Raw genomic sequence first — 13,262 nt, 5'->3', positions numbered from 1 at the left:
GCATCAAATCTTTCAGCCTAATGGGGGCAGATATCTATTCATTCGCAAAATGCCGATTAAGTGTTGGTAGTACAACTCGATTTCTGCAAAAAGCGTCGAAGATTTCACATCGATTTCAATAATGGGTTTATCCAGTTCCTCCGCCAAGCACTCAAAAAGCTCATAGCGTTTGTTTTTGGTGGCATGAGGGTTAGGTATGCCTTCACGGCAAATATAAAGCGGCTGAAATTTCCCTGGATCTGTAGGCTGCATGACAATGACCAATGACGTTACCTTTTTATCATTTATTGTAGTATGCAGGGACAAAAGCCTTGCAACCCGATGTTTCTGATTGCGTCCTACTTCCAGTAACTCATATATATCGGAATACCCTTGTCCAAGTTCAATAAAACGTTGAATCACTTAAACCTCTCCTAACTAACTTATTATTCATTACTTTATCATTATCCCTCATAAAAGAGAAGGACAACTTCAATGACGAATCATGATAAAGAAACTTTGATTTCATAAAAAAAAGCCCTGCAAAAATTTGCAGGGTCCTTCTATGTCTAACTAAGGACCAGAAGGCAAAGGGAGAGGAGAAACCGGAGGAAGAACTTATGGGGAAACGTAAGCCTTCTCCGCGGTTGGCAACAACACCTAAAAAGGAATGTTGTTATTCACATTATTGCCAAAAACCACTTTATTATTCAAAATGTAAAAGATTTATAAAAAGAATGGATATCTCTATCCCGATACGAAGTGATAAGTTGATTTCCTTTAGGAAATGCAGGAAATGGCTTTTATTATTGGCTAGCTTTTTCTAATATGTTAGGATAGGAAAGTAACAGAAATTTGTCATAAAATGTGGTGAGAATGATGAGGGTCGTTTCCGGAACTTGTAAAGGAAGACCACTTAAGGCTGTACCGGGTACAGGAACCCGGCCGACTACTGATAAAGTCAAGGAATCCATTTTCAATATGATTGGTCCCTATTTCGAAGGAGGGCTGGTCCTTGACTTGTTCGCCGGGAGCGGTGGACTGGGAATTGAAGCGTTAAGCAGAGGCATGGATAAAGCCATATTTGTAGACCGGGATTTTAAAGCAAATCAAACGGTTAAGGCCAATTTGGAACTATGTAAGTTTTCAGAGCGTGCAGAAGTTTATAAAAATGATTCAGAGCGTGCATTGAAAGCTTTGGTGAAAAGGGAAATGATTTTTGAATTAATTTTTCTTGATCCACCTTATAAGAAACAAAAGCTAGTTGAGATTCTTGAAGAAATACATAAATACCGATTGCTGAGCGATATGGGATACATTGTTTGTGAGCATGGTCATGATGTTACATTGCCAGAAAGAGTTGGTGACTTTACCGTTAAGAGAAAAGAGGTTTATGGTGTCATTGCCGTTACGATTTATCAATGGGGAAACGTACACGAACAGGGGGAACTATGAATGTCCAAAATAGCGATTTGTCCAGGGAGTTTTGATCCAATAACATTTGGTCATCTTGATATCATTCAAAGGGGAGCTAATGTTTTTGATGAGGTATATGTGGTCATCGTGAACAATTCAGCCAAAAATTCACTGTTTACAGTGGAGGAGCGACTGGAATTGATTACTGAAGCGACTGCCCATATGCCAAATGTTAAAGTGGATTTCTATCAAGGATTGACGGTCGACTATGCTGAAAGCGTTTCCGCAAATGCCATTATCAGGGGATTGAGGGCGACCTCCGACTTTGAATATGAAATGCAGGGAACTTCAATGAACCGATTCCTTAACAGTAACATAGAGTCATTTTTTATCATGACGAAAAATCAATATTCTTTCTTGAGTTCAAGTATCGTAAAAGAGGTTGCGAAGTATGGCGGGGATATCTCTGAACTAGTGCCACCCGTTGTCCAGAAAGCTCTGGCCAACAAGTACGAGAAAGAATAGAAAAAAGAGCATTGCCAATGCGCAATGCTCTTTTTTTTGGTTTAAGAAAGGCCTTTGAATAGCCTTTTGGTATATATGATGATGTATAGGATCAAAAAGGCGAGGGTCAGAATAGGTCCAAAATCAAGCATATTCTGATAAAGGGAACTTGCATGTTCTCCTGATCCACTGACCGGGAAGGAGGGTATCGGGCTGCCACTGAACCTGTTGCCTTTATAGAATGGTTCCCAAAGCAGGACGGTAATTATGGATGCCAGAAGGCCATGTGCTATCCTAGCCAGAAAAAAGGGAGCAAAACGAATGTCTGTTGTGGCTATGATGCTGGCAACTTGCGCCTGGATGCTGAACCCGTTGAAAGCTAAGATGAAACTTGTCATAACAGTTTGCTGAAAGAGACTCGCATTTTCGACCGTACTGGTTAATTTTGAACCAAGAGTCATTTCAAACATGCCTGATATGAACGGTGGGCTTAAGGAATCCGGGAAATTAAAAATATGTAAAATCCCACTGACCCACGATGCGAGCAATCCGGTAATGTTCATATGAAATAAAAGCTTATTGACCACCGAAAAGAGAATGATGAACCCTCCGATCATCAATAAAGTTTGAATAGATGAGAGTACCGCATCTCCAAGCAAACTGCCAAAGGGTCTTGTTTCTTTTATTCTGGTTCGATGCATCTGGCCAAAGGCTTGTCTAATGGAGGGGAGCTTGGTCATTACTTTTGTATGGGATTGGTCTTCTTTCCAACGGTAAAAACGCATGATGATGCCTACACAAAAATTTCCTAGGTAGTGGGAAAGTGCAAGGATGATCCCTAAATGAGGATTGTGGAAAAACCCAACGGCAACTGCAACGAACAGGAACAATGGATTGGAAGAATTGGTGAAACAAACGAGTCTTTCAGCTTCAAGGCGTGTTAATTGTCCTTCCTGACGAAGCCTTACAGTGTATTTCGCCCCAGCCGGAAACCCTGATGCAAGTCCCATCGCCCAAACAAACCCGCCCACTCCCGGTACACGGAATAAGGGACGCATAAATGGCTCGAGCATGACGCCGATGAACCTGACAACCCCAAAACTGATTAATAACTCCGAGAAAATCAAGAAAGGTAGTAGCGAAGGGAAAACAATTTTCCACCACATATTCAGCCCGCTTTTGGAAGCTTCAAATGATTCTTGGGGGAAGATGATCAAGCCAACTGCCATCATCGTGACGGAGGTAGCTAACAGTACTGTTTTAGATTTTGATTTTAGCAAAATTCAGCCTCCTCTTGAAGGTTACTAAATAAGGGCAGTTCGTTTCGTATATAATAAAATGTGAACATCCTTTTCTCGAAAAAGTAAGGTGCATGAATAATGTGGATTGTACCGACATGTATAAATGAGGATAATCCGCACAATGGAAAATTCAATGTAGCCTTTCATTTACATGGCTGCATAGTTTTTTTCTGCCATGCTTGTTTCACTGTCAATATAAATAATATGCTTCTATAAATCCGTTTAAGACCATAACTTTGAATGAGTGTTATTTCAATATTTTGAACTAGTTATAGGCGGGGGGGATATCTTTGTCGAAACCAAAGGTCGGGCTTGCACTTGGGTCGGGAGGAGCTAGGGGGTTTGCACATATTGGCGTGATAAAGGTATTACAGCAAGAAGGCATTCCAATAGATATGATTGCTGGAAGCAGCATGGGAGCCATGGTTGCTGCCTTTTATGGAGCGGGTTCGGATATCGAGAGGCTGTATAAGTTGTCCCGTGCATTTAAGCGAAAGTATTATTTGGACTTCACCATACCTAAAATGGGCTTCATTTCAGGTAAACGGACAAAGGATTTAATCAGGGTATTTACATATGGTAAGAAATTTGAAGAACTCGATATTCCTGTGGCAGTGGTCGCCACTGATATAAAAACGGGGGAAAAAGTCATATTTCAGGAAGGTCCCATCGCTCCAGCTGTTAGGGCAAGCATTTCCATTCCCGGCATTTTCATTCCCGAAAAAATTGGAAATCGACTGCTTGTTGATGGAGGTGTTGTTGACAGGGTTCCTGTTTCAGTCGTGAAGGATATGGGAGCGGACATCATAATTGGAGTGGATGTAGCCCACGTGAAACAGGATATGGAGATAAACTCCATCTATGATGTAATCATGCAAAGCCTCGATATCCTGCAAATGGAGCTGGTTAAAAGCAGGGAGTTTGCTTCAGACGTGATGATACGCCCCAGGGTTGAGAAATACAGCTCGAAATCATTTACAAACGTACAGGAAATAATTAGTATTGGAGAAGAAGCTGCAAGAGGAAAGATAGATCAAATTAAGCAAAGCATTGTTACTTGGAAGGAGTCCTTTGAAGATGAGCCGTAAAATATATGTACGCACTTTCCTGGTGGTGGCTATACTTCTCATAGCATCAGCCCTTTATTCCCTACCTTTTTATGTATCAAAACCAGGAATGGCTAAAGAATTAGAGCCAATCATAGAGGTTTCCGGAGGAGATGAAGCGAAAGGCAGCTTTATGTTAACCACTGTAAGGATGGGCCGGGCGAATATATATTCCTATATGCTGGCAAAGTGGAGCAAATATCAGGAGCTTTATCCAGAGACCTCCATTCGAAGTGAAGATGAAACAGATGAAGAATATAATGTCAGGCAGCTGCACTTAATGGATGGTTCTAAAAATAACGCCATTCAGATAGCATATGAAAAAGCAGGGAAAGAAGTCGATTTCGAGTACCTGGGTGTATATGTTTTGGACGTGCTTAAAGGAATGCCGGCGGCTAAAGAACTGAAAGCCGGCGATCAAATCATTCAGGTCGATGATGTTAAATTCAATTCTGCACAGGAATTCATGGACTACATTAACGGAAAAAAAGCTGGAGATGAAGTTAAAATAGTGTATAAGCGGGAGGAAACGGAGAAAACGGCCTTTCTTTCATTGCAGCCTTTTAAAGATGACCCTAATAGGGTTGGAATAGGCATTTCGCTTGATGATAACCGAAAAGTGACCACGAAACCGTCTATAGCCATAGATTCAGAACAAATAGGCGGTCCGTCTGCTGGTTTAATGTTTTCTTTGGAAATTTATAATCAATTAACAAAGGGCGATCTTACAAGTGGATATGATATAGCGGGGACAGGAACGATGTCGGATGATGGGACAGTCGGTCCAATCGGCGGGATTCAACAGAAAATAGTGGCAGCCGATAAATCTGGAGCCGAAATATTCTTTGCCCCAAATGAAAACGGGGCAGCAGGTTCGAATTATGAAGATGCACTCATTGCAGCAAAGGACATAGACACCGACATGAAGATCGTGCCGGTTGACAACTTTGAGGATGCAATAGCCTATTTAACGAAGCTAAAAGGAAAAGAAAAATGAAAAAAGGCGCAGGCAGTCATCTACTGTTTGCGCTTTTTTGATGATTAGATTTTTACTCTTAAGGATGGACGGGCCAGGCTTAAACCATACTTCATTTGAAAATGATGGGGGATTCATATTCCCTTTTCATCAAGGCAGCTTGATGCGGTTCGGACAAGCCCAGTGCATACACCTGTGCCGCTCGCAAATCCGTATCGATCTCCTGCTTCTGATAGGACGAAAGTTTAGAAATGAGCGGGAGCGGTAAGCCTTTTTTTACAGTGCGCAGATATTCTTGTCCCCGGCCATTCATGCCAAGAAGTCTGATATAGGCTGGTTGGTCATTGTGAATCATCTGTTCCTTTAATGTATGGGTCAATATATGGACACACATCCGCTGTAGTCGTGTCCATGTGTAGCGTTTTGTCTTCAGAGTGGCCATGAATTCAGAAAAGCCCGAAGATTGTTTGGCCATTTCTTTTATTCGGTGTTCTATGCCTTCCTCAATTTCGTAAATCCCTGCCAATTCGGTTAAAGTAGAAGACAGGATTCTGTATTTTAACATGGGCCAATACATTTCCCAGTCATGTAAGGCATGGTAGTGCAATAAATATTGCTCTAGACCACTCATTGTCGGTTGAGGAATATAACTGGATACAGGATCCAATTTCTGGTGTTCATGGATGGCTTTGCGTATCCCCGTTGCGCTGGCAATAGGGTCTTGGGACAACTTTGTTTCATGGTATCCGGCAGCGACCCTTTGAATTGTATAAGGGCGAATGGAGTAGCCGTTTGAAATGGCAGCACTTACATATTCCTTTCCAAGAATATTATTTGGCTTCGTCAAATCCAATGCCGCATCACCATTGATGATCGATCGATAAGCCTGGGCAGCACTGGCCGGATAACTATTACCGGCATCCATAGCAGATTTAATGGCAGCATCGAATGCAGCGGAATTATCCGAAAGGATTCTGTGGGCGGTGATGAATGGTTCAATTCTGCCATCTTCGCTTCCGAAGCAAAAGGAGTCACAGCCAAGGGATTCCAAAAGAGAGATAGATCCTTTTGCAAATATCTCCGCCTTCTGTGTCGCGAAAGCATAGGGAAGTTCGATGACAAGATCTATGCCGCCATTCAAGGCCATTTCGGCACGTGTCCACTTGCTGACGATAGCAGGCTCGCCACGCTGTAAAAAGGGCCCGCTCATAACTGCCACCACAACATCTGCCCCTGTTTTTTCTCTACTTTCTCTTGCATGTAAAACATGTCCATTGTGAAAAGGGTTATATTCGACAACTAAACCGCAAGCTTTCATTCGTTCACCTCAGAGAAAAACTTTGTATTTTTTAAACTTAGTGCTAAAATAGTATTTCAAGTAAAATTACTATAAGTAATCGTCTTGATTTTTTGTTTGAAATGATTCTTAAACTTGGACAATCAGTTAGGATGACTACATTATAGTGTAAAGAAAAAATATTGACAAACTTATAATTGAAAGCTATAATTATTTTTGTTGCCTTGAGGTGATTTCATTTGAAATGGACGATTAGTCAACTTCAAAAAATTCGGGACAAAGATTTACGGTTTGATGAACTGGTGGATGTCTTAGACATTAGAGAAAGAGACCCGCAAATTCGCGATGTCTCTCCGATTAGAGTAGCAGGAAGAGCTGATATCAGCTCGACCGAGATTACTTTTCACTTGCATCTTTCAGGTGAATTAACATTACCTTGCTCCCGTACACTGGTAGACGTTAAATATCCGATTGATATTGATACAAAGGAAACCTTTCTTTTAAAGGCAGATGGCACTGATTTCTACGGAGATGATGTCACTGTTGTGGAAGGTGACGTTGTAGACCTAATACCGGTAATTAAAGAAAATTTATTGCTAGAAATTCCGATGCAGGTTTTTTGTGAGGATGTCGATTCGAACGAAGCTGCTCCTCAATCTGGGAAAGACTGGGCTGTTATTTCTGAAGAAGAAAATGAGCATAAGGTTGATCCGAGATTTGCAAAGCTTGCCGACTTTTTTGACAACAATAAAGAATCTTGATTGGAACGAAAAATCGTTAATCCGATTTTTCCAGCTTTTTTATATTTTTTAAGGAGGTGGGAATAATGGCTGTACCTTTTAGAAGAACGTCGAAAACTGTAAAAAGAAAACGTCGTACGCACTTCAAGCTTCAAGTACCTGGTATGGTAGAATGCCCGAGCTGTGGTGGAATGACTCTTTCACATCACGTTTGTAAAGAATGTGGAACATATAAAGGAAAAGAAGTTGTCGCAAAATAATTTCTTGACCTACTTGAGAGCTTTGCTTTCTTGATGCAACACGCTAATCAAAGCGCAGAGATTTTTCTCTGTGCTTTTTTTACAAATATATTTGGCAGAATATTTAGAATTCATCGATGTTTGATGATAATTTTGGAGAAGGTGTTTACGTGAATCAGGTGATTAAGGTTGAAAAGGATAAACGCGGTTTCATGAAGGTACTATTTAATAGACCGGAGAAAAGGAATGCCGTGAATTATCAATTTATGAACGAACTTGAGTCGATATTGTCAGAAGCGGCACACGATGACGAAATTAAGTTGCTGGTCCTTACAGGGGTGGGCTCTGAGGCTTTCTGTTCAGGTGGGGATCTAAGTGAATTCCAAGATTTGCATACAGAAGCAGAAGCCTTTACTATGTTATCGAAAATGGGTGAAATTCTTTATAAACTAGCAGTATTTCCAAAACCAACATTAGCGCTCATCAATGGAAGTGCTGTCGGCGGGGGATGCGAAATAGCGACAGCATGTGATTTTAGATTGGCAAAGAGCGGAGTCAAGCTCGGGTTTGTACAGGGAACTCTAGGAATCACGACAGGATGGGGTGGAGCTTCACTTTTACTTGAAAAAATACCAGAGCAAAAAGCGCTAAAGCTATTATTGGATGCAAAAGTACATAAAGCTGAGGAAGCGAAGGAATTTGGTTTTGTAGATGAGATAGTCGGAGAAGGTATGGATGGATGGGAAAGTTTCGCAAAAGATTTTCTTCGCCATGAGACTGGGGTATTGATGGCTTATAAAAGATTGTTGGTCCATAAATGGCAAGGCAGCGGACTTAAAGGAAGAATGGATGCGGAAATTCGGGAATGTTCTAAACTGTGGGCGAGTGATGAGCACCATGCTGCAGTCGATCGTTTTTTAAATAAGAAAAAATAAATATTACACGCTCTATATATCTTCTATCTTTCCTAGCATGTGCATATTATGAATTAAAACTTGCTGGGAGGTAGAGAGATGTCGATTGCGAGACAAGATGCATGGACTCACGATGAGGATCTTTTGTTGGCTGAAGTGGTGCTAAGGCATATACGAGAAGGAAGTACACAATTAAAGGCGTTTGAAGAAGTGGGGAAACAGTTATCGAGGACATCGGCTGCATGTGGATTCCGTTGGAATTCATTTGTAAGGAAGCAATATAAGTCAGGGATAGAGCTGGCGAAGAAACAAAGGAAAGAACAGGTAGTCATTGATCCTGATGTGGAAAGGGATTCCAGTGCAGTGGTGGAAAATAACACTATTGAACAAAAGACGCCACAACAGGAAGAAAATGAATCTATTACCCTCCAGGAAGTTATATTATATTTAACCAAAATGGATGAATTCTTTCAGCTAGATAATAAGGAAAAAGAACGGATTTCTGAGCGGTCCCTATTCCTTGAACGGGAAAATGTCCGATTAAAGGAAGAAAATGCCCTGCTTAAAGAAAACCTGAAAGCGGTAGAGGAAGATTATCGTGCCTTGATGCAGATAATGGAGCGTGCAAGAAAGCTAAGTGTACAAGAGGACGAAAAGATGAATCCTAAGGTGAGTTTTCAGATGGATAAAAATGGTAATTTAGAGAGGGTCAATAAATAAAAAATGCGGGTGGGAAAATCCGCCCGCATTTTCTTCATTTCCTTATTCTTGTGTATCCATTTCTTTATTTTCTTGTTCTGTAAATGGGCTCCAAATCAGCGGGTTTTCTCCAAGGTCCCTGTCCATATCATAGGAAACTGCAGAAAATTCCATCTTTTTCCAAAAGTCCTGTGAATGAACTCGTGGGTTGGTTTTGATAGGCATGTTCAGGCTTTTGGCGAATTCGACTAAAGCTCTTCCATAACCTTTTTTCTGATAGTTAGGCAGGACTTCAAGTTTCCAAAGAACAAGGAAGTCCCTTGAATTGTCAAAATACTGGTCAAATTTAGCACTTCTTTTATACAGGCTCATCCGGGCTACAAGTTTGTCGCCATAAAAGATTCCGTAAAAAGGTGATTGGCTGTCATTTTCAATGATGTTACCCTCTAAATCATCTAGCATTGACAGTTCCTGTATCCCGTATTCTTTGAATTTTTTGAATTCCTCAAGCGTTTTAAAATTTACAAGTAATCGTTCCACCTTGTATTCCATAAAAAAGCTCCCCCTTAATTCTGATAAACCTCTTCCGATAATACCCATTGAAAGTCATCCCACTGATCTTTACCCTGTGGAATTCCAGCTTAGGCTAAATCTAGAATGTCATCGACCGATTTATCCTTGCTGACTAAATGCTTACAGCCTTTTATCCCCCGCCCTATTCCCTTCGATTTCTCGTCGGTTGAGATTGGAGGTATCTTTTGTTCCTATAAAGTCTAAAGAATGGCTAAGCTTTTCGTATCTAATATACCATTAAATTACCGCTTTAAGAAGAAAATATATCTTCATTGGCGCGTTAATGGGATTTTATTGCGAGCGTGTTGATGGGCAGGCTAGATCATTCAATCTGATTAGCGGCGTTTTCTATAGTTATTGATGTGAAAATTGATGCAAGATAAAAAAGATAATGTGATAAAATAGTAAATATATTTAAAAAGTAAGGAAGGGTAATATGAGAATTGGAATCATTGGTGGAGGGGCTATCGGGCTTCTGTTTGCGTCTCATTTGAGTGAAAAACATAGAGTGACTCTCTATACCCATACTGAGGATCAGGCCTCGATCATCAATCGTGATGGTATCCGTCTTATTGAGGATGGTGAAAGCCGGCTGCTGACAGGCATCATTTCGAAGGGCTTGGTTGAGGGGATATCCGGTGAGGATCTTCTTATAGTGGCTGTCAAGCAATATCACCTGCCGCAAATACTGCCTTGGATCAATGGTATTCAGGTTCCCTTGCTATTCTTGCAGAATGGCTTTGGGCATATTTCTTATTTAAAGAGGCTTCAATCTCAAGCCATCTATTTGGGGGTAGTAGAGCATGGGGCAATGAAACATGACGGGAACACCGTGGAGCATACAGGGCTCGGCATTACAAGGATCGCTTCCTTTAAAGGGGAACTTGAACAACTCTCCTTAGTGAATGGAAGGATCGATCATTTTCCCTTTAAAAAGAGTGAGGACTATCACTCGATGCTGATGGATAAGCTTGTCGTCAATGCGGTGATAAATCCATTAACAGCGATACTTGAAGTTGAAAATGGTGGTTTGATCACAAATGCTTTTTACTATCAATTGTTTCAAGACCTTTTTGAAGAAATTTCCGATATTTTGGAAGTGCGAAATAAAACAGAGTCATTTGAACATGTGAAATCCGTTTGTATGGCGACAGCGGAAAATCGATCATCGATGCTAAAAGATTTAGAAAATGGCCGTAGAACGGAAATTGATGCTATTTTGGGTCATGTCCTCTCGGAGGCAAAGAGTAAAGGGAAAAGTGATTGCCTGACGTCTTCTCTATATAGGATGGTCAAAGGAAAAGAGTCTCAGGGGGGATGAGGGTGTGCCGAACGTAGTTTCGAGCCTTGCCGCGATATTTATTACCCTGCCATTCGTAGGGTATATACTTTTTTTTATAAGTGCCAAACAATTCACTGGTAACCATAGGCGCTCCGTTCAATTTGCAATGGACATGAGTACGCTGCTGTTCGTAATATCCGTCCATTATTTGATCATTACAATTTGGGATAAGCAAATTCTTTGGGTGATCATGCTCATCATGCTCATCAACGCATGCGCGGTGGTCCTTGTCCATTACAAGGTGAAAGAAGAAATCATTTTCCATAAGGTATTAAAGGGTTTTTGGAGAGTGAATTTCGCCTTCTTTTTCGTTGCATACCTTCTATTATTTTCCATCGGTGTTATTACAAGTATTACTAAGATATTGACTACATAACATAGTACAACGCATCAATTTTCTGCTGCTGGGCAACTTCTTTTGTTTTCTTAAACGGGAATGTTATACTCTAAAAAGAATTGTAGTTGGCAGAGAAAGGGAGAACAGAAATGGAGATGAAAGATCTCGCGTTACCATCTTTAAACCGTTTTGCATCGGACTATTTACAAAACCGTCTTGAAACAGAGGATTATTTTCACTATGACTTGTCTAAGCCTGACATTTATCGCAATAGATATGATGAATTGATGAACCGCTCTTTTTTACGTGATGAATTGTCGGATTACATAAAACAATACATGTCTCGTTTTTCATGCAATGATGCCGTTAAGGGAAATATTGAAAGGTTGCGCAGGGATGATTCCGTGGTTGTGATTGGAGGACAGCAGGCTGGGTTATTATCCGGGCCGCTGTATACCATTCATAAAGTGATTTCGATCATTAAGCTTGCGGAAGAACAGGAAAAAGAACTGGGGCAGCCAGTCATTCCAGTTTTTTGGATAGCTGGAGAAGATCATGATTTGGCTGAAGTCAATCATGTTCATGTTATGAAAAACGGAAAACCCTACAAAAAAACCTATCCTTCCTATCAGCCGTATAAAACAATGGTTTCTGATGTGGAACTGGAAACGGAAAAGGCAGAGAAGTGGTTCGAAGAAATCATTGAAACATATGGTGAAACTGCCTTTACGAATAAACTCCTGTTTGATATGAAGGAAACCATTAGGCAATCGAAGACCTTCGTCGACTTCTTCGCCAGGTTGATACATGAGTGGTTCAAAGAATATGGCCTTTTACTAGTTGATGCTGGAGATCCGGAATTAAGGCAAATCGAGAAGGACTACTTTGAATCGATGGTTAATAAAAGTGAACGGATTGCTAAATTGGTCGAGGAACAACAATCATTCATGCATGCTAAAGGGTATGCAAAAATGATAGAAATGGATAAACAGGCAGCGAATTTATTTTATTATGATCCTGAAAAAAAAGATCGATGTTTACTCGAGCGTGTGGACGGCGGCTTCAGCGGGAAAAATGGTGAGGTATCATTTACCTGGCAGGAACTCCTGCAGATAGCCAAAAATCATCCAGAACGATTAAGCAACAATGTCATTACACGTCCGCTTATGCAAGAAATGCTTTTCCCTGTATTGGCTTTCGTTTCTGGGCCAGGGGAAATAGCCTATTGGGCAGAATTAAAACAGGCATTTGAGTTATTTTCCATGAAGATGCCACCAATCATTCCTAGGTTAAACATCACGCTTGTAGAGCGTAGTGTCCATACGGATCTTGAAGAAATGGGACTCAGTTTGGAAACTGTTCTGACAGAAGGAACCGCTAATGCTGTAAAAAGTTACCTCGATTCCGTGAAAGATAAGACGATTGACAGCCTGTTCGGGACGCTGAAATCACAGCTTGAAGAGAACCATGAAAAGCTTTTTGTCCACGCTGTCTCTTTAGATAGAGGACTTGAACCGATGTTGAACAAAAACATCGAATTCATCCAAAAGCAATTGGATTTCATGTATGGGAAAATCGGTGACCGAACAAAGGAACGTCATTCGGTGATATTGAAGAAATATGAACGGATAGCAAATTCGCTGTATCCCCTAGGATCACCCCAGGAGAGGATTTGGAATGTTTTTTATTACCTGAATCAATATGGGCCAGAGTTCATTCAGGATATCATGAAACTGGAATACCGGTTCAATAATCAGCATAAATTGATATTCATGTAGAAAAACCATCCGTTTGGGGAAAAGTGGTGGACCAAACATATTGAATAAGGGTTCCCACTTT

The 13,262-nt window shown here is 40.8% G+C and carries 15 protein-coding genes; 11 read left to right on the top strand and 4 right to left on the bottom strand.

Features of this window, described 5'->3' with window-relative positions; translation table 11 throughout:
• Positions 1 to 12: 12 nt before the first annotated feature.
• On the bottom strand, positions 13 to 402 hold the full coding sequence (locus QUF94_RS19255) for a DUF7147 family protein (protein WP_289317248.1): 390 nt from the start codon (positions 400 to 402) through the stop codon (positions 13 to 15).
• Between the two features lie 456 nt (positions 403 to 858).
• On the opposite strand from QUF94_RS19255, the gene rsmD reads away from it, so the two are divergent.
• Together rsmD and coaD are read left to right on the top strand one after the other, a co-directional pair.
• Positions 859 to 1,434 carry a 16S rRNA (guanine(966)-N(2))-methyltransferase RsmD gene (gene rsmD / locus QUF94_RS19250; protein WP_289317247.1) on the top strand — a complete coding sequence of 192 codons (576 nt, stop codon included), beginning with the start codon at positions 859 to 861 and terminating at the stop codon, positions 1,432 to 1,434.
• A complete protein-coding gene (gene coaD, locus QUF94_RS19245) occupies positions 1,435 to 1,920 on the top strand; it encodes a pantetheine-phosphate adenylyltransferase (RefSeq protein WP_289317246.1) in 486 nt (161 codons plus the stop codon).
• A 41-nt stretch (positions 1,921 to 1,961) separates the two neighbouring features.
• Here coaD and ylbJ read toward each other — a convergent pair whose 3' ends face one another.
• Positions 1,962 to 3,179, bottom strand: a complete 1,218-nt coding sequence (gene ylbJ, locus QUF94_RS19240) for a sporulation integral membrane protein YlbJ (RefSeq protein WP_289317245.1) — start codon at positions 3,177 to 3,179, stop codon at positions 1,962 to 1,964.
• Positions 3,180 to 3,490: 311 nt separating this feature from the next.
• Between ylbJ and QUF94_RS19235 the strand changes: the two genes are divergently transcribed.
• A complete protein-coding gene (locus QUF94_RS19235; RefSeq protein WP_137018809.1) occupies positions 3,491 to 4,288 on the top strand; it encodes a patatin-like phospholipase family protein in 798 nt (265 codons plus the stop codon).
• Positions 4,278 to 5,303: a SepM family pheromone-processing serine protease gene (locus QUF94_RS19230; protein ID WP_289317244.1), complete on the top strand. Its 1,026-nt coding sequence runs from the start codon at positions 4,278 to 4,280 to the stop codon at positions 5,301 to 5,303. The genes QUF94_RS19235 and QUF94_RS19230 overlap by 11 nt, the downstream gene beginning before the upstream one ends.
• A gap of 91 nt (positions 5,304 to 5,394) precedes the next feature.
• Here QUF94_RS19230 and QUF94_RS19225 read toward each other — a convergent pair whose 3' ends face one another.
• Complete coding sequence (locus QUF94_RS19225; RefSeq protein ID WP_289317243.1) at positions 5,395 to 6,600, bottom strand: nucleotidyltransferase; 1,206 nt, start codon at positions 6,598 to 6,600, stop codon at positions 5,395 to 5,397.
• A gap of 218 nt (positions 6,601 to 6,818) precedes the next feature.
• On the opposite strand from QUF94_RS19225, the gene QUF94_RS19220 reads away from it, so the two are divergent.
• From QUF94_RS19220 to QUF94_RS19205, 4 genes are all read left to right on the top strand, one after another.
• Positions 6,819 to 7,340, top strand: a complete 522-nt coding sequence (locus QUF94_RS19220) for a YceD family protein (protein ID WP_048684570.1) — start codon at positions 6,819 to 6,821, stop codon at positions 7,338 to 7,340.
• Between the two features lie 65 nt (positions 7,341 to 7,405).
• Entirely contained in the window at positions 7,406 to 7,579 is a 174-nt protein-coding gene (gene rpmF, locus QUF94_RS19215) for a 50S ribosomal protein L32 (protein ID WP_034313929.1), read from the top strand.
• A 116-nt stretch (positions 7,580 to 7,695) separates the two neighbouring features.
• On the top strand, positions 7,696 to 8,493 hold the full coding sequence (locus QUF94_RS19210; protein WP_289317242.1) for an enoyl-CoA hydratase/isomerase family protein: 798 nt from the start codon (positions 7,696 to 7,698) through the stop codon (positions 8,491 to 8,493).
• 78 nt (positions 8,494 to 8,571) lie between these two features.
• Positions 8,572 to 9,192, top strand: coding sequence for an RsfA family transcriptional regulator (locus QUF94_RS19205; RefSeq protein WP_289317241.1), 621 nt, complete (start codon positions 8,572 to 8,574; stop codon positions 9,190 to 9,192).
• A 42-nt stretch (positions 9,193 to 9,234) separates the two neighbouring features.
• On the opposite strand, the gene QUF94_RS19200 is transcribed toward QUF94_RS19205, so the two are convergent.
• The gene (locus QUF94_RS19200) at positions 9,235 to 9,723 is read right to left on the bottom strand and encodes an N-acetyltransferase (RefSeq protein WP_289317240.1); all 489 of its coding nucleotides are present in this window, start codon (positions 9,721 to 9,723) and stop codon (positions 9,235 to 9,237) included.
• Between the two features lie 457 nt (positions 9,724 to 10,180).
• Between QUF94_RS19200 and QUF94_RS19195 the strand changes: the two genes are divergently transcribed.
• From QUF94_RS19195 to bshC, 3 genes are all read left to right on the top strand, one after another.
• A complete protein-coding gene (locus QUF94_RS19195; RefSeq protein ID WP_289317239.1) occupies positions 10,181 to 11,065 on the top strand; it encodes a 2-dehydropantoate 2-reductase in 885 nt (294 codons plus the stop codon).
• A 4-nt stretch (positions 11,066 to 11,069) separates the two neighbouring features.
• Complete coding sequence (locus QUF94_RS19190) at positions 11,070 to 11,462, top strand: DUF3397 domain-containing protein (protein WP_289317238.1); 393 nt, start codon at positions 11,070 to 11,072, stop codon at positions 11,460 to 11,462.
• 110 nt (positions 11,463 to 11,572) lie between these two features.
• Complete coding sequence (gene bshC / locus QUF94_RS19185) at positions 11,573 to 13,201, top strand: bacillithiol biosynthesis cysteine-adding enzyme BshC (protein ID WP_289317237.1); 1,629 nt, start codon at positions 11,573 to 11,575, stop codon at positions 13,199 to 13,201.
• The last annotated feature ends 61 nt before the right edge of the window (positions 13,202 to 13,262 follow it).

Source organism: Peribacillus sp. NJ4 (assembly GCF_030348345.1).
Classification (GTDB): domain Bacteria; phylum Bacillota; class Bacilli; order Bacillales; family DSM-1321; genus Peribacillus.
Note: the sequence above shows the minus strand (reverse complement) of the source record. Positions and strands in the feature narration are given on the sequence as shown.

Coding starts and splice junctions, on each gene's coding strand:
- rsmD (WP_289317247.1), top strand. CDS start 859: ATGAGGGTCGTTTCCGGAACTTGTAAAGGAAGACCACTTAAGGCTGTA.
- coaD (WP_289317246.1), top strand. CDS start 1,435: ATGTCCAAAATAGCGATTTGTCCAGGGAGTTTTGATCCAATAACATTT.
- QUF94_RS19230 (WP_289317244.1), top strand. CDS start 4,278: ATGAGCCGTAAAATATATGTACGCACTTTCCTGGTGGTGGCTATACTT.
- QUF94_RS19225 (WP_289317243.1), bottom strand. CDS start 6,600: ATGAAAGCTTGCGGTTTAGTTGTCGAATATAACCCTTTTCACAATGGA.
- rpmF (WP_034313929.1), top strand. CDS start 7,406: ATGGCTGTACCTTTTAGAAGAACGTCGAAAACTGTAAAAAGAAAACGT.
- QUF94_RS19210 (WP_289317242.1), top strand. CDS start 7,696: ATGTTTGATGATAATTTTGGAGAAGGTGTTTACGTGAATCAGGTGATT.
- QUF94_RS19205 (WP_289317241.1), top strand. CDS start 8,572: ATGTCGATTGCGAGACAAGATGCATGGACTCACGATGAGGATCTTTTG.
- QUF94_RS19200 (WP_289317240.1), bottom strand. CDS start 9,723: ATGGAATACAAGGTGGAACGATTACTTGTAAATTTTAAAACGCTTGAG.
- QUF94_RS19195 (WP_289317239.1), top strand. CDS start 10,181: ATGAGAATTGGAATCATTGGTGGAGGGGCTATCGGGCTTCTGTTTGCG.
- bshC (WP_289317237.1), top strand. CDS start 11,573: ATGGAGATGAAAGATCTCGCGTTACCATCTTTAAACCGTTTTGCATCG.